23 protein-coding genes are annotated in these 24227 nt (G+C 72.4%); 16 read left to right on the plus strand and 7 right to left on the minus strand.

From position 1 onward, the window contains the following. Window positions 1-36 precede the first annotated feature (36 nt). Window positions 37-1647, minus strand: coding sequence for an MFS transporter (locus ACZ6B8_RS01210; protein WP_471074571.1), 1611 nt, complete (start codon window positions 1645-1647; stop codon window positions 37-39). Window positions 1648-1817: 170 nt separating this feature from the next. On the opposite strand from ACZ6B8_RS01210, the gene ACZ6B8_RS01215 reads away from it, so the two are divergent. The 5 genes from ACZ6B8_RS01215 to ACZ6B8_RS01235 all read left to right on the plus strand — a co-directional run bounded on the left by ACZ6B8_RS01215 (window position 1818) and on the right by ACZ6B8_RS01235 (window position 7077). Further along, entirely contained in the window at window positions 1818-2522 is a 705-nt protein-coding gene (locus tag ACZ6B8_RS01215; protein ID WP_471606436.1) for a TetR/AcrR family transcriptional regulator, read from the plus strand. 177 nt (window positions 2523-2699) lie between these two features. Next, a complete protein-coding gene (locus ACZ6B8_RS01220) occupies window positions 2700-3911 on the plus strand; it encodes an alpha/beta hydrolase (RefSeq protein ID WP_471605909.1) in 1212 nt (403 codons plus the stop codon). A 75-nt stretch (window positions 3912-3986) separates the two neighbouring features. Then, window positions 3987-4868, plus strand: coding sequence for a DUF4429 domain-containing protein (locus ACZ6B8_RS01225; protein WP_471605910.1), 882 nt, complete (start codon window positions 3987-3989; stop codon window positions 4866-4868). A 173-nt stretch (window positions 4869-5041) separates the two neighbouring features. Beyond that, window positions 5042-6406: a sensor histidine kinase gene (locus ACZ6B8_RS01230; RefSeq protein ID WP_471605911.1), complete on the plus strand. Its 1365-nt coding sequence runs from the start codon at window positions 5042-5044 to the stop codon at window positions 6404-6406. Next, complete coding sequence (locus tag ACZ6B8_RS01235) at window positions 6403-7077, plus strand: response regulator (protein ID WP_471605912.1); 675 nt, start codon at window positions 6403-6405, stop codon at window positions 7075-7077. The genes ACZ6B8_RS01230 and ACZ6B8_RS01235 overlap by 4 nt, the downstream gene beginning before the upstream one ends. Here ACZ6B8_RS01235 and ACZ6B8_RS01240 read toward each other — a convergent pair. Beyond that, entirely contained in the window at window positions 7058-7534 is a 477-nt protein-coding gene (locus ACZ6B8_RS01240) for a MerR family transcriptional regulator (RefSeq protein WP_471605913.1), read from the minus strand. The two genes, ACZ6B8_RS01235 and ACZ6B8_RS01240, sit on opposite strands and share 20 nt — an antisense overlap. Window positions 7535-7628: 94 nt before the next feature. On the opposite strand from ACZ6B8_RS01240, the gene ACZ6B8_RS01245 reads away from it, so the two are divergent. Both ACZ6B8_RS01245 and ACZ6B8_RS01250 read left to right on the plus strand, forming a co-directional pair. After that, window positions 7629-8111, plus strand: coding sequence for a GNAT family N-acetyltransferase (locus tag ACZ6B8_RS01245; RefSeq protein ID WP_471605914.1), 483 nt, complete (start codon window positions 7629-7631; stop codon window positions 8109-8111). Window positions 8112-8130: 19 nt separating this feature from the next. After that, entirely contained in the window at window positions 8131-8952 is an 822-nt protein-coding gene (locus ACZ6B8_RS01250; protein ID WP_471605915.1) for a serine hydrolase domain-containing protein, read from the plus strand. A 32-nt stretch (window positions 8953-8984) separates the two neighbouring features. Here the strand turns inward: ACZ6B8_RS01250 and ACZ6B8_RS01255 are convergent, their stop codons facing one another. Next, on the minus strand, window positions 8985-9647 hold the full coding sequence (locus ACZ6B8_RS01255) for a pirin family protein (RefSeq protein ID WP_471074544.1): 663 nt from the start codon (window positions 9645-9647) through the stop codon (window positions 8985-8987). A 71-nt stretch (window positions 9648-9718) separates the two neighbouring features. Here ACZ6B8_RS01255 and ACZ6B8_RS01260 point away from each other — a divergent pair, with 71 nt between their 5' ends. The 5 genes from ACZ6B8_RS01260 to fabF all read left to right on the plus strand — a co-directional run bounded on the left by ACZ6B8_RS01260 (window position 9719) and on the right by fabF (window position 14684). Next, window positions 9719-10972 carry a PucR family transcriptional regulator gene (locus tag ACZ6B8_RS01260; protein ID WP_471074541.1) on the plus strand — a complete coding sequence of 418 codons (1254 nt, stop codon included), beginning with the start codon at window positions 9719-9721 and terminating at the stop codon, window positions 10970-10972. A gap of 89 nt (window positions 10973-11061) precedes the next feature. Continuing rightward, window positions 11062-11973, plus strand: coding sequence for an ACP S-malonyltransferase (locus ACZ6B8_RS01265; RefSeq protein WP_471605916.1), 912 nt, complete (start codon window positions 11062-11064; stop codon window positions 11971-11973). Between the two features lie 28 nt (window positions 11974-12001). After that, the gene (locus ACZ6B8_RS01270; RefSeq protein WP_471074536.1) at window positions 12002-13003 is read left to right on the plus strand and encodes a beta-ketoacyl-ACP synthase 3; all 1002 of its coding nucleotides are present in this window, start codon (window positions 12002-12004) and stop codon (window positions 13001-13003) included. Window positions 13004-13102: 99 nt separating this feature from the next. Continuing rightward, window positions 13103-13351, plus strand: a complete 249-nt coding sequence (locus ACZ6B8_RS01275) for an acyl carrier protein (RefSeq protein ID WP_055531551.1) — start codon at window positions 13103-13105, stop codon at window positions 13349-13351. Between the two features lie 70 nt (window positions 13352-13421). Then, window positions 13422-14684 (plus strand): beta-ketoacyl-ACP synthase II, encoded by a 1263-nt coding sequence (gene fabF, locus ACZ6B8_RS01280; protein WP_471074533.1) that lies wholly within the window; start codon window positions 13422-13424, stop codon window positions 14682-14684. Window positions 14685-14777: 93 nt separating this feature from the next. Here fabF and ACZ6B8_RS01285 read toward each other — a convergent pair whose 3' ends face one another. After that, on the minus strand, window positions 14778-15272 hold the full coding sequence (locus ACZ6B8_RS01285; RefSeq protein ID WP_055564346.1) for a DUF3145 domain-containing protein: 495 nt from the start codon (window positions 15270-15272) through the stop codon (window positions 14778-14780). A 341-nt stretch (window positions 15273-15613) separates the two neighbouring features. Between ACZ6B8_RS01285 and ACZ6B8_RS01290 the strand changes: the two genes are divergently transcribed. Next, the gene (locus ACZ6B8_RS01290; RefSeq protein ID WP_471074529.1) at window positions 15614-16522 is read left to right on the plus strand and encodes an SGNH/GDSL hydrolase family protein; all 909 of its coding nucleotides are present in this window, start codon (window positions 15614-15616) and stop codon (window positions 16520-16522) included. A 47-nt stretch (window positions 16523-16569) separates the two neighbouring features. Then, window positions 16570-17562, plus strand: coding sequence for an aldose epimerase family protein (locus tag ACZ6B8_RS01295; RefSeq protein WP_471605917.1), 993 nt, complete (start codon window positions 16570-16572; stop codon window positions 17560-17562). A gap of 28 nt (window positions 17563-17590) precedes the next feature. Here ACZ6B8_RS01295 and ACZ6B8_RS01300 read toward each other — a convergent pair whose 3' ends face one another. After that, window positions 17591-20104, minus strand: a complete 2514-nt coding sequence (locus ACZ6B8_RS01300) for a glycoside hydrolase family 3 protein (protein ID WP_471605918.1) — start codon at window positions 20102-20104, stop codon at window positions 17591-17593. 198 nt (window positions 20105-20302) lie between these two features. On the opposite strand from ACZ6B8_RS01300, the gene ACZ6B8_RS01305 reads away from it, so the two are divergent. Further along, window positions 20303-20863 carry a TetR/AcrR family transcriptional regulator gene (locus ACZ6B8_RS01305; protein WP_471605919.1) on the plus strand — a complete coding sequence of 187 codons (561 nt, stop codon included), beginning with the start codon at window positions 20303-20305 and terminating at the stop codon, window positions 20861-20863. A 340-nt stretch (window positions 20864-21203) separates the two neighbouring features. On the opposite strand, the gene ACZ6B8_RS01310 is transcribed toward ACZ6B8_RS01305, so the two are convergent. Continuing rightward, on the minus strand, window positions 21204-22037 hold the full coding sequence (locus ACZ6B8_RS01310) for an NAD(P)-dependent oxidoreductase (protein WP_471605920.1): 834 nt from the start codon (window positions 22035-22037) through the stop codon (window positions 21204-21206). A 62-nt stretch (window positions 22038-22099) separates the two neighbouring features. Then, window positions 22100-23296, minus strand: a complete 1197-nt coding sequence (locus tag ACZ6B8_RS01315) for an agmatine deiminase family protein (RefSeq protein ID WP_471605921.1) — start codon at window positions 23294-23296, stop codon at window positions 22100-22102. A 157-nt stretch (window positions 23297-23453) separates the two neighbouring features. On the opposite strand from ACZ6B8_RS01315, the gene ACZ6B8_RS01320 reads away from it, so the two are divergent. After that, window positions 23454-24131 (plus strand): TetR/AcrR family transcriptional regulator, encoded by a 678-nt coding sequence (locus tag ACZ6B8_RS01320; protein ID WP_471605922.1) that lies wholly within the window; start codon window positions 23454-23456, stop codon window positions 24129-24131. The last annotated feature ends 96 nt before the right edge of the window (window positions 24132-24227 follow it).

The following is a 24227-nucleotide window of genomic DNA, read 5'->3' on the forward strand; positions in this document are numbered from 1 at the left end:
TTTCCCTGACTTCGGCCGACTTCGGCGGCCGGCGGCTCAGATGTGGCCCACGCCCGCGCCCGCCTCGGCGTTGACGCCGCGCTTGGTCAGGAACGCGACGAAGACGGCGACCACGGCGACACCGGTGGCGACCAGGCAGGCCAGGCCCATGCCCGACATGAACGTGTCGTGCGCGACCGAGGTGATCTGTTCGGCGACCGACGGCGGCGCCTTCGGCGGCACCGGCGCCACACCGACCTGGACGGCCTCCGCGGCCTTGTCGAGCTGGGCCTCGCTGAGCGGCGGAAGCTTCGCCTCGGCCCACTTGCCCGGCAGCTCACTGTCGACCTTCGACGCCATGACGGCACCGAGGACGGCGGTGCCGAGGCTGCCGCCGATCTGCATCGCGGCCTGCTGCAGACCGCCCGCGACGCCGGAGAGCTCCATGGGGGCGTTGCCCACGATGACCTCCGTGGCGCCGACCATCACCGGGGCGAGACCGAGGCCGAGGAGCGCGAACCAGAGCGACATGAGGCCGCTGCCGGTGCCCGCCTCCAGCGTGGACATGCCGTACATGGCGACGGCCGTGCAGAGCATGCCGCCCGCGAGCGGGATGCGCGGGCCCACCTTGGTGATCATCGCGCCCGCCAGCGGGGAGCCGACGATCATCATGCCGGTGAGCGGCAGCAGGTGCAGGCCGCTGTCGACGGGGCTCATGCCGTGCACGTTCTGGAGGTAGAAGGTGACGAAGAAGAGTCCGCCCATGAAGGCGATGGCCATGAGCACCATCAGCACGACGCCGGCCGACAGCGCCACGGAGCGGAACAGGGCCAGCGGGATGAGCGGCTCCGCGACCTTGGACTCCCACACCGCGAAGAGCGCGAAGCTCAGCACCGAGACGCCGATGAAGGTCCACGTCAGACCGTCGCCCCAGCCCCACTCGGGCGCCTTGATGAGGGCCCAGACCAGACAGAACATGGCCGCCGAGAGCAGGGCGATGCCGACGACGTCGAAGGACTTCGGGGCGTTCTCCGCGCGGTGGTCGCGGAGGATCACCAGGCCGAGGACGAGGGCGATCACGCCGACCGGCACGTTGATGAAGAAGACGGACTGCCAGCTGACGTGCTGGACGAGGAGGCCGCCGAGGATCGGGCCGCCGGCGGTGGAGGCGCCGATCACCATGCCCCAGATGCCGATGGCCATGTTGAGCTTCTCGGCCGGGAAGGTGGCGCGCAGCAGACCCAGCGCGGCGGGCATCAGCAGGGCGCCGAAGAGACCCTGGAGCACGCGGAAGGCGACGACCAGCGCGATGCTGTCCGACAGCCCGATGGCCCCGGAGGCGGCGGCGAACCCGACCACGCCTATGAGGAAGGTCTGCCGGTGCCCGAAGCGGTCGCCGAGCTTGCCCGCGGTGATCAGCGCGACGGCGAGCGCGAGGAAGTAGCCGTTGGTGATCCACTGGACGTCCGCGAAGGTGGCGCCCAGGTCCTTCTGGATGGCCGGGTTGGCGATCGCCACGATGGTGCCGTCCAGGGCGACCATCATCACGCCGATCGCGACGGCGAAGAGCGTCAGCCAGGGGTGGCCGCGGAGCCCCTTGGCCGGGGCGGGAGCGGACACGGGCTCCGGCGCCTTGTCCGCCTTGTCGACGGTGGTCTGACTAGTCATGCGTTCGAGATTAGTGACAGCCTCTGACAGTTGACAAACTGTTTCACAAGTCGGTAGCTGTCATGTAGCTCACAGGTATGGTGAACCGGGCAAACGGCAGGAAAGAGGACCATGGCGTGAAGACCACGCAGCGAGCGACCGACGCCCCGGCGGCGCGGCCGGAGCCCCTCGTGGGCGCCTCCTCCGGGCCCACCGGGCCGGGCCTGCGCGAACGCAAGAAGCAGCGCACCCGGGACGCACTCCTGCGCGTGGCACTCGAACTCTTCACGACCAAGGGGTACGAGGAGACGACCGTCGACGAGATCACCGAGACCGTCGACGTCTCCCAGCGCACGTTCTTCCGCTACTTCGCCAACAAGCAGGAGGCCGCCTTCGCGGTCCAGGAGATGGTGGAGGCACGGTTCGTCCAGGCGGTGCGGGACCGGCCGGCCCACGAGGGCCCGCTGACGGCGCTGCGCGGCGCGGTCCTCGGCGCCTGGCAGGCGATGGGCCAGTCGATCGAGGAGGTCATCCCGGTCGAACTGCACATGCGCACCTACCAGATGATCGAGTCGACCCCCTCCTTGCTCGCCGTGCACCTGCGGCGCTCCATCGAGACGGAGGACGCGGTCGCCCGTGTGATCGCCGAGCGCGAGGGGCTCGACCTCGACACGGACCCCCGCCCGCGCGTGGCGGTGGCTGCCTTCAGTGGCGTCATGCGGGTCACCGGGCGACTCTGGGGCGCGGGCCAGGATGCCAGCGTCGAGGCGATCCGCGCCCTCACGGAGACCTATCTCGACCACCTGGGGCCCGCGTTGGCGGCGGACTGGCGCGCCCCCCAGTCGCACACGGGTGCGGGAGAGTCACCCAACCCGCCGGACGCTTCCGCGCATTGAGCTACAGAAGGCGCACCCTGAGTTACTGTCACCTCTGCCGCACACGCGCGACCGTTACCTACGGAGCGTGACGATCAGCCCAATGTGCGTCCGCTTTGCCTCAATTACCCGTCAAGAAACGTGATCTGCCTCACGCGATGCACGGTAAACATCACGGTTCTCCTAGGGTGTTCCGTAGTGACTTCCTTCGACTCATCCCCCCAACTCAACGCCTGGCGCGCCCTGCTTGCGCTCGCCGTCGTGTTCATCATGCTGGCCACCACCGGCTGGACCGCCGTGCGGCACAACAGCGGCGACGCGTCCCCGGTCGAAGCCTCGCGCTCCGCCTGGGAGCACGGGCACATCGGCAAGCGCGCGCTGCCCGACACCGACGCTCCGGCCGGCCGGCTCGCGCGCTTCTTCGCCTCGCTCGACACGCAGCAGCGCCACCGGCTCGCCGCCCGCTACCCCCTTGCGGTCGGCAACATGAACGGCGCTCCGGCCGACCTCAGGTACCGCGCGAACCGCATCGCCCTGGGGCAGGCCCGCACGATCGAGCGTCGGCGCATGCACGACGACCGCCTCTCCCCGCTGGGGAAGCAGGAGGCCGAGCGCCGGATGAAGCGGTTCGGGGTCATGATGCGGCCGGGACGCCAGGTGATCGCCTTCGATCCCATGGGGTCCGGGCGAATGGCGGAGGTCTTCGGAGACCTCGACAAGGCCCGCCGCGTCTCGGTGATCGTCCCCGGCGTCGACACCAACGTGCTGACGTTCGAGCGGACGTTCAGGAAGTACTCCGCTCCGGTGGGCATGGCGAAGTCGCTCTACCGCGAGGAGCACGCGGTGGCTCCCCGCGCGCGTACCGCCGTGATCGCCTGGGCCGACTACACCGCGCCCGTCGGGATCGGCGTCGACGCGGCCACGGCCATGCGGGCCGAGGACGGCGCCACGCGCCTCGAAGCCATGGTGCGCGGCCTGCCCGGCCGCACCCCGGTCGCGCTGTACTGCCACAGCTACGGCTCCGTGGTGTGCGGGGTGGCCGCGCGGACGCTGCCCGACCGTGTCACCGACATCGCCGTGGCGGGCAGCCCCGGCATGCGCGCCGACACGGCCTCGCAGCTGGGTACGGGGGCCCGGATCTGGGCCACCCGGGACGGCGACGACTGGATCCAGGATGTCCCGAACATGGAATTCGGCGGGCTCGGCCACGGCGCCGACCCGGTGTCCGGCGGCTTCGGTGCGCGCGTGCTGTCCGCGGCCGGCGCGCGGGGGCACACCGGCTATTTCGAGCCGGGCACGGAGAGCCTGCGCAACTTCGCGGAAATCGGTACCGGCTCGTACGACGGGGTGCGATGCGCGAGCGACGACAACGCCTGCCGGAAGGGTTTTTCCGGCACGGCGGCGGCCTGACGCGCGTAGAAATCGATGAAACAGCGGCCCGCAGCAGGAGGGACGGAGGAGCTCGTGCCGCCTACGATGAGCCGCATGGGTGACGTACTGGCCGGATTTCATGCCGCCTGGGAGTTTCAGTCCGACTCCGTGCTCATCCGCTTCGAACGGGGAATCCGCACGCCGAAGCTCTTCCAGGCTCTCGGTGAACGGCGCATCCCGCATGAGGCGATCGCGGCGGTGACACTCTCTCCCGGCAAACGCGGGACCGTGGTCCTGCATGCCGTGCCGAGACCGGGCTCCGATCCGCTGATGGAGGCGGCCGCGGGGCAGCTCAAGGACGGCTGCGACCCGTACCGTCTCGTGCTGCCCGCCGAGCGGGAGACGCTCGCCGAGTACTACGCGGACGAGTTGCGGGCGCGGATCTCCGGGGACGACGGCGAGCCCACGGAGGGGTACCTGGTGGCCCCGCCCGAGGCTCCGCTGCAGTTCAAGGCGTACGACGGCAAGGCCTCCTTCGACGGCAAGACGGTGTCGTTCCGCTGGTTCTGGACGGGCGCGTCGTCGGCGAAGTGGAAGGCCGGGGACCAGAGCTTCCTCGTCACGGACCTGAGCGGCATCGAATGGCGCTCCCCGGAGGTGTTCGAGGGACATCTGCGGCTACTGCGCCGCGAGACCCCCGTGGCGCAGCCCGGCCAGGCCGACCAGGATCCCGCGGCCGTGGTCTTCGGACTCGGTTACGGGCCGGTCCACGAGTCGCTGCCGTTCGCCGCGTCGGTGCTCGCCGCCGTGCGGTCGTCCGGCCCGGCCCCGCACTCCGACGGCGTCGTCGCGAGCGTCTCCGCGCCGCCGTCCGTGCGGCGCGATCCGGCGGACATCGCGGACCGCATCCGGCACCTGGGCGAGCTCCATCAGTCGGGCCTGCTCACGGACGACGAGTTCACGATGAAGAAGGCCGAGCTGCTCGCGGAGCTCTGAACCCCTCGCGGAGGTCTGGGGTTTGGGGTCGAGGCCTGAGTCCAGTGGTACGTGTGTGACTTCTGGGGCTGCCGGTGATACCCGCGAGCAGAAGTCATACCCGGGTATGAGCCGGATTCCGGCTCCCCGGAATGACGTGCCGGCGAGGGCCCCGCCCCTACGCTGATCGGGCCATGAGCAGCGCATCGACATCCTCCGCCGCAGAGCCCCGCCGTCCCGCGCCAGAGCCGGACGGACCCCCGGGGCCCCTCCGCCGTGCCGCCGCGACCGCCCGCGACGGGCTGCGTGCGACGGGGACGGCGCTGTGGGAGCCCGCGCCGTCAACCGAACCGCTGCTCGCCCACGACCCGCGTCGCTGGGTGCGGCGGCTGCCCGTCCTGGTCGCGGCCGGGTTCATCGCCATCCTCATCCCGGTCACCGTCCGGGTGCTCACGCACGACTACGGCGTCCACGGCGCCGTGGCCGGCGCGCTGGGGGTCGCCCAGTCCGCGCCGCTGCTCCTCGCGGTCACCCGGCCGCTGCGGGCCTGGTGGGTGGTGATCGTCGCGGATGTGGCGGGGGCCGTCGTGACGATGGCGGCCGACCCCGGCCACCTCGCCCCGTGGACGGCCGTGTCCATCGTGGGATACCTGGTCCTGTGCTGCGCGCTGGCCCTGCGGGAGGGACGGCGCACCCTCCTCGGGGTCTGGCTGGTCACCGTCGTGGCCGGGCTGGTGCTCGGTGCGTTCCGCGGCGACGCCAGCCAGGACACCGGTCTGGTGCTGACCGTGCTGAGCGGGGCCGTGCTGCTGCTCGGCACCCTGCTGCGGGAGCGCGCGGAGGCCCGGCGCAGACTCGTCGAGCAGGAGACCATCAGCGAGGCCGAGCGCGCCCGGCGCACCCTCCTCGAGGAACGGGCCCGTATCGCAAGGGAGTTGCACGACGTCGTGGCACACCACATGTCGGTGATCACCGTGCAGGCCGACTCCGCTCCCTACCGGCTGGCGGGCCTGCCCGCCGCGGCCCAGGAGGAGTTCGGGGCCATCGCGACCAGTGCGCGGGAGTCGCTGACCGAGATGCGGCGGCTGCTCGCGGTGCTGCGCAGCGAGGGCGCGCACGGCGAGCGGGCACCGCAGCCGGGGCTCGACCGCCTGCCCCATCTGGTCGAGGCGACGGCGCGTGCGGGCATACCGATCGACCTGTCACGCCCCGAGTTGGCGATCCTGCGGCAGCTGGCCGAGGTGACTCCGGCCGTGGATCTGTCCGCGTACCGCATCGTCCAGGAGGCGCTGTCGAACGTGATGCGCCACGCGCCGGGCGCGCGCACCGAGATCACCGTGACGCTCGACGCCACGCATCTGCTGGTCCTGGTGGTCAACGGCCCGCCCGCGGAGTCACCCGGTCCGCTGGAGAGCGGGGGCACCGGCCACGGCCTCGTGGGCATGCGCGAGCGCGTACGGTTGGTCGGCGGCACGGTCGACGTCGGCCCGCTTCCCGACGGCGGTTTCCGGGTGGCCGCCCGACTCCCCCTCGTCCCGAAGGGCTCCGGCACCGCATGACCATTCGCGTGATCATCGTCGACGACCAGGCCATGGTGCGGGCGGGGTTCGCCGCGCTGCTCGCGGCGCAGAGCGACATCGACGTGGTGGGCGAGGCGCCGAACGGCAAGAAGGGGATCGAGCTCAGCCGCGGCGCCCACCCCGACGTGGTGCTGATGGACGTCCGCATGCCGGAGCTCGACGGACTCTCCGCCGCCCGGGCCCTGTTGGACCCGCCGCCCGGCGTGGTGCACCGGCCGAAGGTCCTGATGCTCACCACCTTCGACGTGGACGACTACGTCTACGAGGCGTTGCGTGCCGGAGCCTCCGGGTTCCTGCTCAAGGACGCACCGCCCGCCGATCTCATCTCGGCGGTACGGGTGGTGGCGGCCGGTGACGCGCTGCTCGCGCCGTCGGTGACCCGCCGGCTGATCGCCGACTTCGCCCAGCAGCGGACCGCCCCGCGCCACCAGTCGCTGCGGCTCGGCGGTCTGACGGAGCGTGAGACGGAGGTACTCGCGCTGATCGCGCGCGGCCTGTCCAACAAGGAGATCGCCGAACACCTGGTGCTCGCCGAGCAGACGGTGAAGACCCATGTCGGCCGGGTGCTCAGCAAGTTGGACCTGCGGGACCGCGCCCAGGCCGTGATCTTCGCCTATGAGTCGGGACTGGTCACGCCGGGCGAGCGGTAGCCCTGCGGGCGCCCGCGTAGATGTCGATCTTGTAGTCGAGGACGGCGAGGGTGCCCTGCAGCTCCGCGATGCGGTCGCGGACGTCCCGCCGGGTCTGCTCCAGGAGTTCCTGCCGGTCGGCGAAGGTGTGCTCGCCCTCGCGCACCAGCTCCGCGTAGCGCACCATGTCCGCCACGGGCATCCCGGTCAGCCGTAGCTTGCCGACGAGGGCGAGCCAGTCCAGGTCGCGGTTGCGGTAGCGGCGCTGGCCCGTGTGGGAGCGGTCGATGTGCGGCATCAGGCCGATCCGCTCGTACCACCGGAGCGTGTAGGCGCTCAGGCCGGTGTGGGCGGCGACCTCGCTGATCGTGTAGTGGTCCCGGCCGTCCGGACTCGGATGCGCGTCCACCACCGCGGCGCAGACGTCCGCGGCGGAAGCGGGGCGGGTCGGCGCTGTCCTGGTCTCCATCACCGTCATGGTCCTCACGCTAAAACCTTGGAGTGGACTCCAAGCAAGCAGATCCGGTGAAAATCGGGAGACGTCTCACCCCGTGGTCACTACCGTCCGGGAGATGAGCCTTGTACGCCGTGCCACGCCCGAGGATGCCGAGGAACTGATCAGACTGCGGCAAGTGATGATCGACTCGGTCTTCGCCGCCCGTTCCGGGGCCGAGTCCGACACCAGCTGGCACGCCGAGTCCCTGGGGACCCTGCGGCGCCGGCTGCGGGAGCCGGAGGGGGACTTCGCGGCGTTCGTCGTCGATCACCCGGAGCGGCCGGGTGCTCTCGCGGCGCTGGTGGTCGGGACGGTCGAGTACCGGATCGGGCGGGTGGGCAACGCGCACGGCCGGGTCGGTCATGTGTTCAGCGTCGCCACCGACGCGGACCAGCGGCGCAAGGGGCATGCGCGGGCCTGCATGGAGGCGCTGCTCGGCTGGTTCCGCGAGCGGGGCGCGCGCCAGGTGGACCTCAACGCCTCGGCGGAGGCGGAGCCGCTCTACGTATCGCTCGGCTTCGTGCGCAAGCCCGACCCCTCGATGCGGCTGACCCTGTAGGGCGCATAGGCTCGGCCCCATGCAGAGCCTGGCGTTGATCGAGAACTGGCCGGTCCCCACCGCTGCCGCCACCGTCGTCCGCGCGGACGGCACGCGGGTCGGGGCGCACGGCCCCACTGACCGGCGGTTCGCCCTCGCCTCGGTCACCAAGCTCCTCGCGGCGTACGCGGCCCTCGTCGCGTACGAGGAAGGGGCGATCGAACTCGACGAGCCGGCCGGGCCCGAGGGGTCGACGGTGCGGCACCTGCTGGCGCACACCAGCGGGCTCGCGTTCGACGAGCACCGGACGACGTCGGAGCCGGGCACGCGGCGGCTCTACTCGAACGCCGGCTTCGAGGTGCTCGGCGACCACATCGCCAAGGCGACGGACATTCCCTTCGCGGAGTACCTGCGCCAGGCGGTCCTGGAGCCGCTGGGCATGACGGCCACCTCGCTCGAAGGCGACCTCTCGCCGGCGAAGGACGGGGTGTCCACCGTCGACGACCTCGTGCGGTTCGCGGCGGAGGTGCAGGCGCCGCGGCTGCTCGACGTGCGGACCGTGGCGGCGGCGATGAGCGTGACGTACCCGGGGCTGAAGGGCGTCCTGCCGGGGTACGGGCACCAGAACCCCAACGACTGGGGGCTCGGGTTCGAGATCCGGGACTCCAAGTCGCCGCACTGGACGGGGAGTTCGTCCTCGCCGCGGACGTTCGGACACTTCGGGCAGGCGGGCACGTTCCTGTGGGTCGACCCCGACGCCGGGGCCGCCTGTGTCGCCCTCACCGACCGGCCCTTCGGGCCGTGGGCCGCCGAGGTGTGGCCGCCGTTCACCGACGCGGTGCTCGCCGAGCTCCGCGGCTGAGCGCCCCGCGCCCACCCGCGGGAGGCCCCGCCCTACAGGGTGTCCGCCATCTCCCAGAGCAGGAGTTCCGCGGCGCCCGCCGCCACCGCTTCCAGGCCCCGCTCCCCGGTGATCCGCGCCGAGTCCCCGGGGCCCAGCCGCTCGCCGGCCAGGTCCAGTTCGCCGCGCACCACGTGTACGTACACGAACGGCGCGTCCGGGATGCCGAGCCGCTCCCCCGCCGCCGGCCTGCGGATGTGGAGCAGGGCCCCCGCGCCGGGGACCGCGTACGGAGTGGAGTCGGCGATGCCGCGGACCACTTCGTAGGACGGGTCGCCGCCCGGGGTGCGCGGGGCCAGCCACATCTGGACGAAGACGAGCGGCTCGGGGCCGTCGTTGCGCTCCACGTGGCGCACGCCGCCCGCGGCGGACAGGTGCTGCACGTCGCCGCGGCGCACCACCGACGCGTGGCCCGTGGAGTCGCGGTGGGTCAGCTCGCCCTCGGCCACCCACGTCACGATCTCCGTGTGGCTGTGCGGGTGTTCGTCGAAGCCGGAGCCGGGCGCGAGGCGCTCTTCGTTGCAGGCCAGGATCGCGCCGAAGCGGAGGTTGTCCGGGTCGTAGTGCGGCCCGAAGGAGAGGGCGTGGAAGGACTCGATGCCGGTCGCGGTCTCCCCGCCGCGGTACCGGTCGTCGGAGCGCCGTACATCGATCACGCACCCCACGGTAGGCCCTGTCCGGGCCCCCGGCACCGCATGTCCCCGCCCCGATGAGGCAGTCTTGTCCCGTGCCCGAACCTTCAGCGAACGAATCCCAGCAGGAGTTCCCCCAGGAGTTCCGTCAGGAGCCGCACCGGGAGTCCGGCCAGGACGCCCGGCGCGCCCACGCCCACGCCGCGACGCTGAAGCGTCTGGAGAAGTCGTCCGGGAGTCTCGCGGCGCAGGCCATCGCGCGCATGGACGAGACGCTGTCCTGGTACCGGGCGATGCCGCCGGAGAACCGCTCCTGGATCGGTCTGGTCGCGCAGGCCGGTATCGCCGCGTTCACCGAGTGGTTCCGGCACCCGGACGCGCCCCAGGCCATCTCCACCGACGTCTTCGGGACCGCGCCGCGCGAGCTGACCAGAGCCATCACCCTGCGCCAGACCGTGGAGATGGTGCGCACCACGATCGAGGTGATGGAGTCCGCGATCGACGAGGTGGCGGCCCCCGGGGACGAGTCCGTGCTGCGCGAGGCGCTCCTCGTCTACGCGCGCGAGATCGCCTTCGCCACCGCTCAGGTGTACGCACAGGCCGCCGAGGCACGCGGTGCCTGGGACGCCCGGCTCGAATCGCTCGTGGTCAACGCGGTGCTGTCCGGTGAGGCCGACGAGGGCGCCGTCTCCCGCGCCGCCGCCCTCGGCTGGAACTCCCCCGAGCACGTCTGCGTGATCCTCGGGACCGCCCCCGACGGCGACAGCGAGCTCACCGTCGAGGCCATCCGCCGCGCCGCCCGGCACGCGAAGCTGCAGGTCCTGACCGGTGTGCTCGGCGACCGCCTGGTCGTCATCGCGGGCGGCAACGACAATCCGCTGCACGTGGCGAAGTCCCTGATCGGGCCGTACGCGGCCGGTCCCGTGGTGGCCGGGCCGATCGTGCCGGACCTGCTCGCCGCGACCCGCTCCGCGCAGGCCGCGGCCGCCGGGCTCAAGGCCTGCGCCGCCTGGCAGGACGCGCCCCGGCCCGTCCTCGCGGACGATCTGCTGCCGGAGCGCGCGATGGCCGGGGATCCCGCGGCGCGCGATCAGCTGGTGGAGGAGATCTACAGACCGTTGGAGGAGGCGGGCTCCGCGCTCCTGGAGACGCTCAGCGTCTATCTGGAGCAGGCGAGCAGCCTCGAAGGGGCGGCCCGGATGCTCTTCGTGCACCCCAACACCGTGCGCTACCGGCTCCGACGTGTGACTGACGTCACCGGCTGGTCGCCCTCCGACGTGCGCTCCGCGTTCACACTGCGCATCGCGCTGATCCTGGGACGTCTGGCCGACGGGGATCCCCAGTCGTAGGGTTTTGTCGGCCTCCTACAATTACCCCGGCTGTTCTTCGTCCCTGTCCCCACGGGCGGGCCCCACCGTCCACAAGAGAGAGTGTGAGAGTGCTCGTACTCGTCGCTCCCGGCCAAGGCGCTCAGACGCCCGGCTTCCTGACCCCCTGGCTCGACCTCCCCGGTGCCGCGGACCGCATCGCCGCCTGGTCCGACGCCATCGGGCTCGACCTCGCCCACTACGGCACCCAGGCAGACGCAGACGCGATCCGCGACACCGCCGTGGCCCAGCCGCTGCTGGTGGCCGCCGGTCTGCTCTCCGCAGCGGCACTCGGTGACATCACGCCCGGCGCCGTAGCCGGACACAGCGTCGGCGAGATCACCGCCGCCGCCTACACCGGTGTGCTCACCGACGACGACGCCCTGAAGCTCGTGCGCAAGCGCGGTCTGGCCATGGCCGAGGCCGCCGCCGTCACCGAGACCGGCATGGCCGCGCTGCTCGGCGGCGACCCCGAGGTCACCGTCCCGCACCTGGAGAAGCTGGGCCTGACCCCGGCGAACGTGAACGGCGCGGGCCAGATCGTGGCCGCGGGCACTCTGGAGCAGCTCGCCGCCCTCGCTGAGGACAAGCCCGAGGGTGTCCGCAAGGTCGTCGCCCTCAAGGTCGCGGGCGCCTTCCACACGCGGCACATGGCTCCCGCGGTGACGCAGCTGGAGGAGGCCGCCAAGGAGCTCGACCTCGGCGACCCGCGGTTCCCGTACGTGTCGAACCGCGACGGCAAGGCGGTCGACGCCGGCGCCGACGTGATCAGGCGCCTGGTCGGCCAGGTCGCCAACCCGGTCCGCTGGGACCTGTGCATGGAGACCTTCAAGGACATGGGCGTGACGGCGCTGATCGAGGTGTGCCCCGGCGGCACCCTGACCGGTCTCGCCAAGCGCGCGCTGCCGGGCGTCAAGACGCTCGCGGTGAAGACCCCCGATGACCTCGACGCGGCCCGCGCGCTCGTCGCCGAGCATTCCTGAGCCGACGACAGACAAGGAGCCGTAGCGCATGTCGAAGATCAAGGCCGCACAAGGCCATCCGTACGCGCGGATCATGGGCGTCGGCGGCTACCGTCCCACCCGGGTCGTGCCGAACGAGGTCATCCTGGAGACGATCGACTCGTCCGACGAGTGGATCCGTTCCCGCTCCGGCATCGCGACCCGCCACTGGGCCTCCGAGGAGGAGACCGTGGCCGCGATGTCCGTGGAGGCCTCCGGCAAGGCGATCGCCGACGCCGGCATCACGCCCGGGCAGATCGGTGCCGTGATCGTCTCCACCGTCTCGCACTTCAAGCAGACCCCCGCCATCGCGACCGAGATCGCGGACAAGATCGGCGCGGGCAAGCCCGCCGCGTTCGACATCTCCGCGGGCTGCGCCGGTTTCGGCTACGGTCTGACCCTCGCCAAGGGCATGGTCGTCGAGGGCTCCGCCGAGTACGTCCTGGTGATCGGCGTGGAGCGGCTGAGCGACCTCACCGACCTGCACGACCGGGCGACGGCGTTCCTCTTCGGTGACGGCGCGGGCGCCGTGATCGTAGGCCCGTCCAAGGAGCCGCGGATCGGACCGACGGTCTGGGGCTCCGAGGGCGACAAGGCCGAGACGATCAAGCAGACCGAGTCCTGGGAGGCGTACCGCAACGGCGCGCCCGACAAGTTCCCGGCCATCACGCAGGAGGGCCAGGCGGTCTTCCGCTGGGCCGTGTTCGAGATGGCGAAGGTCGCCCAGCAGGCGCTGGACGCGGCCGGAATCAGCGCGGACGACCTGGATGTCTTCATTCCGCACCAGGCCAACGAGCGGATCATCGACTCGATGGTGAAGACTCTGAAACTGCCGGAACACGTCACGGTCGCCCGTGACGTGCGCACCACCGGCAACACCTCGGCCGCCTCGATCCCGCTCGCAATGGAGCGGCTCCTGGCGACCGGCGAGGCGAAGAGCGGCGACACCGCGCTCGTCATCGGCTTCGGGGCGGGTCTCGTGTACGCCGCCACGGTCGTTACCCTCCCCTAGGCACCCCGTCCGGACCATCCGGTCCGTACGGCTGTAAACCACCCTGCCGCTGCCGCGGCGGGCGCCACACCCTCTGGATACACAAGAAGGAGCGCCGACATGGCCGCCACTCAGGAAGAGATCGTCGCCGGTCTCGCGGAGATCGTGAACGAGATCGCCGGCATCCCGGTCGAGGACGTCCAGCTGGACAAGTCCTTCACCGACGACCTGGACGTCGACTCGCTGTCCATGGTCGAGGTCGTCGTCGCCGCCGAAGAGCGCTTCGACGTCAAGATCCCCGACGACGACGTCAAGAACCTCAAGACGGTCGGCGACGCGACCAAGTACATCCTCGAGCACCAGGCCTGACCAGGCCCTAGCTCAGTCGCCACCCGGCGGTGGCGCCGCTGATCCCCTCAACACCGTGGAGAAATTTCCTGTGAACTCGACCAATCGCACCGTGGTCGTCACCGGTATCGGCGCAACCACACCGCTGGGTGGCGACGCCGCGTCGACGTGGGAGGGCCTGCTCGCGGGCCGCTCCGGCGTCAGCGCGCTGGAGCAGGACTGGGCAGCCGAGCTGCCCGTCCGCATCGCCGGCCAGATCGCCGTGGAGCCCGGCGAGGTCATCCCCCGCCCGCAGGCCCGCAAGCTGGACCGGTCGGCGCAGTTCGCGCTGATCGCGGCCAAGGAGGCCTGGGCGGACGCCGGCTTCACCGCCAAGGCGGGCGAGGACACCTCGGTGGACCCGCACCGGCTGGGCGCCGTCATCGCCTCCGGCATCGGCGGCGTGACGACGCTTCTGGACCAGTACGACGTGCTCAAGGAGAAGGGCGTACGCCGCGTCTCCCCGCACACCGTGCCGATGCTGATGCCCAACTCCCCGGCGGCCAACGTCGGCATCGAGCTGGGCGCCCACGCGGGCGTCCACACCCCGGTGTCGGCCTGCGCCTCGGGCGCGGAGGCCATCGGCTACGCGATCGAGATGATCCGCACCGGCCGCGCCGACGTCGTCGTCGCGGGCGGCACGGAGGCGGCGATCCACCCGCTGCCGATCGTCGCGTTCGGCAACATGATGGCGATGTCCAAGAACAACGACGACCCGCAGGGCGCCTCGCGCCCCTACGACGCGGACCGCAACGGCTTCGTGCTGGGCGAGGGCGCCGGCGTGATCGTCCTGGAGTCCGAGGAGCACGCCAAGGCCCGCGGCGCCAAGGTCTACGCGGAGGCCGTCGGCCAGGGCATCTCGGCCGACGCCCACCACATCACGCAGCCCGAGCCGTCCGGCAACGGCATCGCCGCGGCGCTGCAGAACCTGATCGACACCACCGACCTCAAGCCCGCCGAGATCGTGCACGTGAACGCGCACGCGACCTCGACGCCGCAGGGTGACGTCGCGGAGATCAAGGCGCTGCGCAAGGCGTTCGGCGACGACGTGGACCACATGGCGATCGCCAGCACCAAGTCCATGACGGGTCACCTGCTCGGTGGCGCGGGCGGCGTGGAGACCGTGGCCACGGTCCTCGCGCTCAAGCACCGCATGGCCCCGCCGACGATCAACATCGAGAACCTCGACCCCGAGGTGGACGCCGACGTCATCCGTGACGAGGCCCGTCCGCTGCCCGAGGGCCGGATCGCGGCGCTGAACGACTCGTTCGGCTTCGGCGGCCACAACGTCGTCCTGGCGTTCCGGACCGTCTGAGACCGACTGGGACCGACTGAGTTCCACCCGCGCGTACGCGAAGGGGCCCCACCGCCTGGTGGGGCCCCTTCGCGCGTGTCGGACCAGCCGCTCTCAGACCACCTGGTGCAGCCACCGCACGGGCGCGCCCTCGCCCGCGTACCGGAAGGGTTCCAGCTCGTCGTCCCAGGGCTTGCCGAGGAGCTTGGCGAGCTCGGCCTCCAGGTCGCTCTCGCCGCGCTGCGAGCGGGCGAGCGCGGCGCGCAGCCGGTCCTCGGGGATCAGGATGTCGCCGTGGATGCCGGTGACGGCGTGGTAGATGCCGAGCTCGGGCGTGGCGCTGTACCGCTCGCCCTCGGCGCTCGCGCAGGGTTCGGCCGTGACCTCGAAGCGCAGCAGGTCCCAGCCGCGCAGGGCGGAGGCGAGCTTGGACGCGGTGCCCACCGAGCCCTGCCAGGAGAATTCGGATCTCCAGGTGCCCGGCGCCGCGGGCTGCCTGATCCAGTCGAGGCTCACGCGCGCACCGAGCACGCCCGCGACGGCCCACTCGACGTGTGGGCACAGCGCGCGCGGAGCGGAGTGCACGTACAGAACTCCACGTGTCGTCACCGGGACCTCCAGTGTGGGTCGAGGTTCGCCTTCCCCAGCGGCCTCGCGCCCGTGCCGAGCAGTTTTCCCAAATACTAGATAAACCTGGGAAAAGGGGACAGATGTGACGTGATGTAATTTAGCGGAACCACTGCAGCGGGGCGCCACCGGGTGGACACCCGCCCTGTCGCTGCCGTGACAGCGACAGGCCCGGCGGCTACGGGGCCGAGGCTACCGTGCGGCGGCGCAAGGAGTGTGACGTACCGTCGGTCGGAAGGCCAGGAAACGCCGACCATTCACCCGGCGGGGCGCAACCCCGGCCGCGCGCACGACGTCACGTGGAACGACAGAGGGGAGCAGGGATGCACAGCCGCAGGCGCCGCTCGCGTGCCGTGGTCGCGTTCGCGACGGCGGCCCTTCTGTGCGGCGGGGCGCTCACCGCGTGTGACGCGGAGGGCGGTGACGCGCCGGCACCGGGTTCGCCCGGCCACGCCAAGCCCTCCCCCTCGCCCACCCCCGTCTGGGACACCTCGCCCCGCTCGCTGGCCGCCGTCGGCGACTCCATCACCCGTGGCTTCGACGCCTGCTCGGTGCTCTCCGACTGCCCCGAGGCGTCCTGGGCGACCGGCACCGACGCCGAGGTCGACAGCCTGGCCACCCGGCTCCTCGGGAAGGCGCGGGCCTCCTCGCACAGTTGGAACCACGCGAAGACCGGCGCCCGGATGGCGGATCTGACCCGGCAGGTCGAACAGGCCGCTGCCGAGCGGCCGGAGCTGGTCACGGTGATGACCGGCGCCAACGACGCGTGCCGCCACTCGGTCGGCTCGATGACGCCGGTCGCCGACTTCCGCTCCGACTTCGAGCGGGCGATGCGGGCGCTGCGCCGCGAGCTGCCGAAGGCCCAGGTGTACGTGGCGTCGGTGCCGGACCTGAAGCGGCTCTGGTCGCAGGGGCGGACCAATCCGCTGGGCAAGCAGGTGTGGAAGCTGGGCATCTGTGCCTCGATGCTGTCCGACCCCGACGACCTGGACGCCTCGGCGACCCGGCGGCGGGCGGCGGTGCGGGACCGCGTGGTCGCGTACAACGACGTCCTCGAAGAGGTGTGCGACCAGGACCGGCGGTGCCGGTACGACGGCGGGGCGGTCTTCGACTACCGCTTCGACGGCGACCAGTTGAGCCACTGGGACTGGTTCCACCCGAGCAAGAACGGCCAGGCGAGGCTGGCCGAGATCGCCTACCGCAAGGTGACGTCGCGCAAGCCGACGGACTAGGGCCTTCGCCGCCCGGACGCGCTCCGGCCCGGCGTAGGGTCTCGATCATGCGCAGTGAACTCTTCGGGACGCTTCCCGACGGCACGCCCGTCCACCGCTGGACCCTGGAACGGGGCGGGGTGCGGGTGCGCGTCCTGACGTACGGCGGGATCGTGCAGTCGGCGGAGGTTCCGGACGGATCCGGGCGGGCGGCGCCGGTGGCGCTGGGGTTCGGGGGCCTGGAGGGGTATCTGGCGCACCCGGGGCCCTACTTCGGGGCGCTGGTGGGGCGATACGCGAACCGGATCGCGGGCGGCTCCTTCACGCTCGACGGCCGGACCCACTCTCTCGCGCGCAACAACGGACCCAACGCCCTGCACGGCGGCGGGCGCGGCTTCGACAAGCGGGTGTGGGACGCGGAGCCCGCGGGTGGGCACGGGGTGCGGCTCTCGCGGGTCTCCCCCGACGGCGAGGAGGGCTACCCCGGGCGGCTCGCGGTCGCGGCGACGTACACGCTGGACGAGGTGGGCGCGCTGCGGATCGCCTACGAGGCGACCACCGACGCCCCGACCGTCGTGAACCTCACCAACCACACGTACTGGAACCTGGCGGGCGCCGACGGCGGGAGCGACGCGCTCGGTCACGAGGTGCGGATCGCCGCGTCCCGGATCACGCCCACGGACGCCGACGGGATTCCGACGGGGGCGTTCGCGGATGTGGCGGGGACGCGGTACGACTTCCGCGCGGCGACCGGCGCCGGGCCCGGCTACGACCACAACTACGTGCTGGACAAGGGGGTCACGGCGGCGCCGGTCGAGGTGGCCGCGCTGCGGGATCCGGGCTCGGGCCGGGTCCTGACGGTCGCGACGACCGAGCCGGGGCTCCAGCTCCACACGGGCGACCACTTCGCCCCGGACCTGCCGTTCGTGCCCTGCGCGGGGATCGCGCTGGAGACGCAGCGCTTCCCCGACTCCCCGAACCGGGCCGGGTTTCCCTCCACGGTGCTGCGGCCGGGCGAGGTGTTCGCCTCGGAGACGGTGTACGGGTTCTCCGTGGCGTAGGTCCGATGGGCGGTGGCCCGTCCGGGTGTCAGGCGATGACCGTCTCGCTCAGTCGGCGGTCCGTGAGGGAGTGGGCCGCCTCCACCTCGTACCGGCCTTCCCGGTAGGTCCAGGCGCCGGTGGTCTCGTCCCAGGTCTCGAAGGCGCGGCGCGGGAGTTCCACGGCCACCTCGGCCGTCCCGCCGGGTGCCGCTTCGGCGAGCGCGAAGCCCGCGAGACGGCGGGCCGGGCGGGTGCCGTCCCGGCGGGCGGGGGCCAGGTAGACCTGGACGACCTCGCGGCCCGCGCGCTCCCCGCGGTTCCGGACGCGGACGGTGACGGTGGTGCCCTCGACGGTCAGCGACTCGTACGTCCAGTCGGTGTAGCCGAGGCCGTGGCCGAAGGGGTACGAAGGCGTGGCGCCCGCCTTTTCCCAGGCCGCGTAGCCGATGAACACGCCCTCGGAATACGCGAGTTCGCCGTTCTCGGGGGTGACCCGGCTGACCGGGGCGGACGCGAGGCCGCCCCAGGTGGTGGGGAGCCGGCCGCCGGGCTCCTCGACACCGAGCAGGACGTCGGCGAGCGCGGCGCCGCCCTCCTGCCCGGGGAACCAGCCGAGCAGGATCGCGGCGACCTCCTCGCGCCACGGAAGTTCCACCGGGGCACCGGAGTTGACGACCACCACGGTCCTGGGGTTGGCGGCGGCGACGGCACGCACCAGGTCGTCCTGACGGCCCGGGAGCCTCAGGTCACGGCGGTCGAAGCCCTCGGACTCGACGCGTTCGGTGGTGGAGACGACCACGACGGCGGTGTCCGCGGCGCGGGCGGCCTCGACGGCCTCGGCGATCAGCTCGTCGGGATCGCGCCGCGGGCCGAGGTGGACGAGGGAGAACATGACGGCCGGCAGCGGCGCCGCGGAGTCCTTGCCGAGGGTGTGGCGCAGGGAGACCTCGACGGGCCTGCCCGCGGTGAGCGTCACCTTGCCGCGCTCGACGGGCGCGCCGAAGAACGCCTCGAAGGGGTCGGCCCCGGACTCCGGCCGCCGCACGCCGTCGTAGAGCACCTCGCCGTCGACGGTGAGCGTGAAGCCGCCGAGGCCGCGCGTGCCGAAGGCGTGGTCGCCGCTCTCGCGCGGGGTGAAGGTGCCGCGCACCTCGACGCTCGCCAGGGTCTCGTGGGTGACGCCGTCGGGCAGGTCGTCGCCGATCCACTGGACCTGACCGGAGGGGAGGACGCCCTCGCCGAGGACGGTGCCGGCGGCGTCGCGGCAGACCGCGTGGAGCTCGAACCCCTGTCCGGCGGGGGTGAGTTCGTCGCTGGGGTCGGCGCCGACGGAGTACGAGAGCGCGCCCTCGGGCAGGGCTGCGGTCAGGCCGTCGAGCGGGGAGACGACGTGCGCGGGGAAGACGGTGGCGGAGCCGCCGCCGAGGATGCGGGCGTCGCGGGCGGCGGCGCCGGAGAGGGCGATGGAGCGGGTGCCGGTCTCCGTGGCGCCGGTGTCGGTGTCGATGCCGGTGGCAGTGTCGGTGAGGGGCAGGGTCCGGTTCTCGTTGCGTACGAGGACGAAGGCGCGGCGGGCGACCTCGCGGGCCAGCGCCTCGCCGTCGATCGCGGCGGGCAGGTCGCGCGGGGCGACGGCGGGCTCGGCGCCGTCGAGGGCGCCGGTGCGGGCGGCGAGGCGCAGGACGTTGCGGACGGCCGCGTCGACGGTCTCCTCGGCGACCTCGCCCGCGCGGACGGCGGCGGCGAGCGGCGCGCCGTACACGGTCCCGGGGCCCGGCATCGCGAGGTCGAGGCCGCCCTCGACGGCGCCGACGGTGGAGCGGGCGGCCATCCAGTCGGAGACGTTGACGCCGTCGAAGCCCCATTCGCCGCGCAGGACGCCCTGGACGAGCTGGTGGTGCTCGGTCATCGTCACGCCGTTGACCTGGTTGTAGGCGGTCATGATGCCCCAGGGGCGGGCGTTCGCGACGATCGCCTCGAAGGGCGCCAGGTACAGCTCGCGCAGGGCGCGCGCGGAGACCAGGTTGTCGACGGTGAAGCGGTCGGTCTCGGCGTCGTTGGCGACGAAGTGCTTGACGGTGGTGCCGACGCCGCCGGACTGCACCCCCCGTACATAGCCGGTGCCGATGACGCCGGTCAGGTACGGGTCCTCGCTGTACGCCTCGAAGTGGCGGCCGCCGAGCGGGGATCGGTGGAGGTTGACGGTGGGGGCGAGGAGCACGTGGACGCCCTTGCGGCGGGCCTCCTGCGCGAGCAGCGCGCCGACACGGTGGGCCAGGTCCTGGTCCCAGGTGGCGGCGAGGGCAGTCGGGGAGGGCAGGGCGACGGACGGGTCGTCGGCGGTCCAGCGGACGCCGCGCACGCCGATCGGGCCGTCCGACATCACGAGGGACCGCAGGCCGATCTCGGGCAGGGCGTGCAGCGTCCACATGCTGCGGCCGCCGAGCAGGCGGGCCTTCGCGTCCAGGTCGAGCGCGAGGAGGGCGGCCTCGACGGCGGCCTCCCGGGTGCGGGCGCGTGCGCGGGCCTCGTCCTCGGTGGGCTGGCTTCCGGCCGCCATGGCGTGCCTCCTCGTTCCGTTCGTACGGGTGCCGTGCTTGTGCGCACCTGTGGGTTTCACGTACCTGTGTGCCGACTCCCCGACTCCCCCCCATCCTGCATCGCCGACCTGTAGCGAGGTAGGTTTCGTTATGTTCCCGTTATTCAAACATGTCGTACGGTCCTCCGGGCGAGGACGTACGGAAGGGGTAGGGCCGTGGTGGCGAGGGCCAGGGGCGAGGAGCGGCGCGCGGAGATTCTGCGGGCGGCGTTCGAGGTGATCGCCGAGCGCGGGTACCGGGGCGCGAGCCTCGCGGCGGTCGCGGAGCGGGTGGGGCTCACGCAGCAGGGTCTGCTGCACTACTTCCCCACCAAGGAGGCCCTGCTGGTCGCCGTTCTCGACGCCCGCGACCAGTGGGACGCGGTGCCGCGCGGCGAGTGGCGGCTCGATCTGCTCGGCTCGCTGGTCGAGTACAACGCGATGCGGCCCGGGCTCGTGCAGACGTTCGCCGCGTTGCTCGGCGAGAGCGTGACGGAAGGGCATCCGGCGCGGGGGTTCTTCACCGGGCGGTACGAAGCGGTGCGGGCGAGTTTCGCGGTGGTGTTGCGAGCGGAGTACGGGGAGCGGCTGCCGGGAGGTCTCACGCCGGAGGCGGCGGCGCCGCTGCTGGTGGCGGTGATGGACGGGTTGCAGTACCAGTGGCTCCTGGACCCCGGCTCGGTGGACATGCCGGGGGCGTTCCGGAACTTTGTGCGGTTGCTGGAGGGGGGCGTCGACTAGGCCGGTGCGGGTAGGCCGGTGCGGGTTTTTGCGCAGTTCCCCGCGCCCCTTGTCCGGGGGCGGAGGTTCGTCGCCGGCATGCGGGCCGGTGGGTTTTTTTGCGCAGTTCCCCGCGCCCCTATTCCCCACCGTCCCTGACGACCTCCCTGCGGGCCGGTGGGGGTTGCTCGCGCAGTTCCCCCGGCCCCTTACGGGGCGCGGGGCTTGGGCGGCGCCGGAGGTGCCTTCAGGGGCGCGGGGAACTGCGCGATCAGCCCCCGCCGGGCCGCAGTCGGGGCTGGACCGAGCCGCCCCCGTACGGAGCCGCCCCCGTACGGAGCCGTCCCGCGGACCCCACCGTTCAGGTGGACGGGTGGGCGCGGATGTGGGGAACCGCTCGGGAGATGTCCGCCGCGGCCACCGACGGATCCGCGGCCGCCGCCCGGTAGTGGCCCAGCACCGCCTCCATCACCGGGAGTTCCACGACCCCCGTGGCGAGGGCGACGTCCTTGACGGCGAGGGCGTTGGCGAAGTGCACGCCGTCCGCGAAGGCCCGGCCCACCGCGCCCCCGAGCGGCCCCGCCGCCAGCGCCTCCCGCGCGGTGCCCTCCGCGAGCCCCAGGGAGTCGGCTAGCTTCATGGCCTCGGCGACGAGGGCGACGCCACCGAGGACCGCCGTGTTCACCACCAGCTTGAGCGCGGCGCCCGAGCCGACCGCACCCGTACGGGTGACCGGCCCGAACCGGGCGAGTACGTGCTCGACGGGCCCCGCATCCCCGCCCGCGAGAACACCGAGCTCACCCGCCGCCGCCTTGTCGGTGCTGCCCATGACGGGCGCGTCGACCAGGACGACCCCCTCGGGCACCCGCCCCGCCAGTTCCGCCACCGTCTCCGGCCCGACCGTCGACATCTCCACCCAGTACGTCCCCGGCCGCAGGACCGGCAGGATGGCCCCGGCGACCTCACGTACCGCGTCCGGACCGGCGAGCATCGTGATGACGAGGTCGGCCCCGCGTACGGCGTCGGCGGGGCTCTCGGCGGCCGTGGCGCCGCCCGCCACGAGCGCGGCCGCCTTCTCGGGCGAGCGGTTCCACACGGTCAACTCATGCCCCGTGCCCAGCAGTTGACGTGCCATCGGCTCGCCCATGTGACCGAGGCCGAGGAATGCGATCTTCAGGAATGCGATCTTCTCCATGCCGACGACGCTAGGCCCGGCCGCGGCACGCGACAAGTGAAGCCTTGCCCCCGACCAGGGGGTCAGTCCGCCTTCGGTACCTGCTGGGTCGCGCAGTGGATGCCGCCGCCGCCCTCGCCCAGTGCGTCCACCGGGACCTGGACGACCGTGCGGCCCGGGTACAGGTCCCGCACGGTCGACGCCGCCGCGTCGTCCGCCCTTCTGTCGCCGAAGCGGGGCATGATCACGGCGCCGTTGACCACGTAGTAGTTCACGTAACTCGCGAGGAAGTCGTCGCCCCGGCGGCCGATGTCGGACGGCTCGGGCAGGGAGACGATGTCGAGCCGCTTGCCCCGGGCGTCCGTCGCCGCGCTCAGGGCCTCGCGCGCCTGCTCGTACGCCGTGCGCCAGACGTCGTCGGGTGCCGACGGCGCCGGCGTGCTCATGAGCACCACGCCCGGCCCCGCGAACCGCGCCAGCGCGTCGATGTGGAAGTCCGTGATGTCCTCGCCGCGGACACCGTCCACCCAGAGGATCCTGGCGACGCCGAACAGGTCCTTCAGGACGCGTTCGATGTCGTCGCGCGACTTTCCCGGGTTGCGGTTGTCGTTGACCAGGGAGCTCTCCGTCGCGAGCAGCGTGCCCGCCCCGTCGGTCTCGATCGCGCCGCCCTCACCGACCAGCGGTGCCTCAATCCGCCGCACTCCCCGGTCCGCGAGGATCTCGCGCGCCACGCGGGCGTCGCGGGCGTGCTCCTGCTTGCCGCCCCAGCCGTTGAAGTTGAGGTCGACCCCGGCCATGCCGTGCGGGCCCCGTACGAAGGTCGGTCCGGTGTCCCGCATCCACAGGTCGTCCACCGGGACCGGGACGACCTCCACGTCCGGGCCGCAGGCGCGCCGGGCCGCCGACACGTCCCGTCCGTTCGCCAGCAGGGTCACCGGCTCGTGCTCGGCGATCGTCCGCGCGATCCGCGCGATGTCCTCGCGGACGGCGTGCGCGTCCGAGCCCCAGATGCGGCGGGTCGGCCAGGACATGTACGTCAGCTCGTGCGGGCCCGCCTCGTCGGGCATCCGCGTGGCGCGGGCCGGCGCGGGCGTGGCGCCGGCTTGCGTCGGCGTGGCGCCGGGTGGCCTCGGCGTGGTGCCGGGTGGCATCGGCGTGGCGCGGGGCGATCCGCTCTGCTCGTCGCCGCATCCGCTCAGCGTCGCGCCGAGGGCCGCGGCCCCGGCACCCGCCCCAGTGCGCAGGGCCCGGCGCCTGGGCATCCCCTTCGTCGGCATGAGCGTCCGTCCTCGTGTCGCGGTGATCATTCCGTTTTGCCCGTGTGTTCCGCCTGACTGAAAATTCGGTCAGTCCCTAGAGCCTAGGGCATGATGCCTGGTCGGGCCGCGGACCCGGACGATCGGCCCCAAGACCCACCAGGCAGTGGAGTACGCGATGCCCGACAGGCCCACCCAGATCCTCGAAGCCGCCGCCCGGCTCATCGCGCGGCGCGGCGTGCGCGGGCTGCGGGTGGAGGAGGTGTCCGCCGAGGCCGGCGTCTCGACCGCGCTGATCTACTACCACTTCAAGGATCGCGCCGGGCTGCTCCGCCGCACGCTGGAGTTCATCAGCCGCCGCGCGGTCCGCTACACCGATCCGGCCCTGGACGCCTCCCCGCCCGGCGACCCCCGCGCCCGCCTCACCGGCCTGCTGCTCCTGGAGCTCCAGGACACCCCGCGCGTACGGGAGAACAGCGCGGCCTGGGGCGAGCTGCGCGCGACGGCGGTCTTCGACCCCGACCTGCGCGAGCAGCTGGCCGCCTCCACGCGCGAGTGGGTCGCCGATTTGGCGCATCTGGTGCGGCAGGCCGTGGCGGCGGAACAGTCCGTGGCGGCGGGACAGTCCGGTGTCGGGAGCCGCGCGGACCGTGGCGCCGATGCCAACGCCGCCGCCACCACCGACACCGGCACCGGCCCCGGCACCGGCACCGGCATCGACGTCGAAGCCGCCGCCGAGCGGCTCACCGCACTGGTCGAGGGGCTGAGCGAGCGGTGGCTGAGCGGCACCCTTCCCCTCGACCGGGCGCACGCGCTGCTCCGGGGCGCGGTCGCACTGGAGTTGCGGCAGTCCTGAGTCGCGTGGCCGAGCCGGGAGCGGACGGTTGACCGACGCCCTCCGTCGACGGTTCCATTCGGAGCCGGAGCCGGATGATCACCGGACGGACGAGGG

This window comes from Streptomyces sp. NPDC041122 (assembly GCF_055592445.1).

What these genes read in the sequence shown, in the direction of transcription:
- ACZ6B8_RS01240 (WP_471605913.1), bottom strand. Translation starts at nt 7,534, where the DNA reads ATGACGGTGATGGAGACCAGGACAGCGCCGACCCGCCCCGCTTCCGCC.
- ACZ6B8_RS01270 (WP_471074536.1), top strand. Translation starts at nt 12,002, where the DNA reads ATGTCGAAGATCAAGGCCGCACAAGGCCATCCGTACGCGCGGATCATG.
- ACZ6B8_RS01290 (WP_471074529.1), top strand. Translation starts at nt 15,614, where the DNA reads ATGCACAGCCGCAGGCGCCGCTCGCGTGCCGTGGTCGCGTTCGCGACG.
- ACZ6B8_RS01245 (WP_471605914.1), top strand. Translation starts at nt 7,629, where the DNA reads ATGAGCCTTGTACGCCGTGCCACGCCCGAGGATGCCGAGGAACTGATC.
- ACZ6B8_RS01320 (WP_471605922.1), top strand. Translation starts at nt 23,454, where the DNA reads ATGCCCGACAGGCCCACCCAGATCCTCGAAGCCGCCGCCCGGCTCATC.
- ACZ6B8_RS01300 (WP_471605918.1), bottom strand. Translation starts at nt 20,104, where the DNA reads ATGGCGGCCGGAAGCCAGCCCACCGAGGACGAGGCCCGCGCACGCGCC.
- ACZ6B8_RS01295 (WP_471605917.1), top strand. Translation starts at nt 16,570, where the DNA reads ATGCGCAGTGAACTCTTCGGGACGCTTCCCGACGGCACGCCCGTCCAC.
- ACZ6B8_RS01250 (WP_471605915.1), top strand. Translation starts at nt 8,131, where the DNA reads ATGCAGAGCCTGGCGTTGATCGAGAACTGGCCGGTCCCCACCGCTGCC.
- ACZ6B8_RS01235 (WP_471605912.1), top strand. Translation starts at nt 6,403, where the DNA reads ATGACCATTCGCGTGATCATCGTCGACGACCAGGCCATGGTGCGGGCG.
- ACZ6B8_RS01225 (WP_471605910.1), top strand. Translation starts at nt 3,987, where the DNA reads ATGGGTGACGTACTGGCCGGATTTCATGCCGCCTGGGAGTTTCAGTCC.
- ACZ6B8_RS01275 (WP_055531551.1), top strand. Translation starts at nt 13,103, where the DNA reads ATGGCCGCCACTCAGGAAGAGATCGTCGCCGGTCTCGCGGAGATCGTG.
- ACZ6B8_RS01310 (WP_471605920.1), bottom strand. Translation starts at nt 22,037, where the DNA reads ATGGAGAAGATCGCATTCCTGAAGATCGCATTCCTCGGCCTCGGTCAC.
- ACZ6B8_RS01315 (WP_471605921.1), bottom strand. Translation starts at nt 23,296, where the DNA reads ATGCCGACGAAGGGGATGCCCAGGCGCCGGGCCCTGCGCACTGGGGCG.
- ACZ6B8_RS01210 (WP_471074571.1), bottom strand. Translation starts at nt 1,647, where the DNA reads ATGACTAGTCAGACCACCGTCGACAAGGCGGACAAGGCGCCGGAGCCC.
- ACZ6B8_RS01230 (WP_471605911.1), top strand. Translation starts at nt 5,042, where the DNA reads ATGAGCAGCGCATCGACATCCTCCGCCGCAGAGCCCCGCCGTCCCGCG.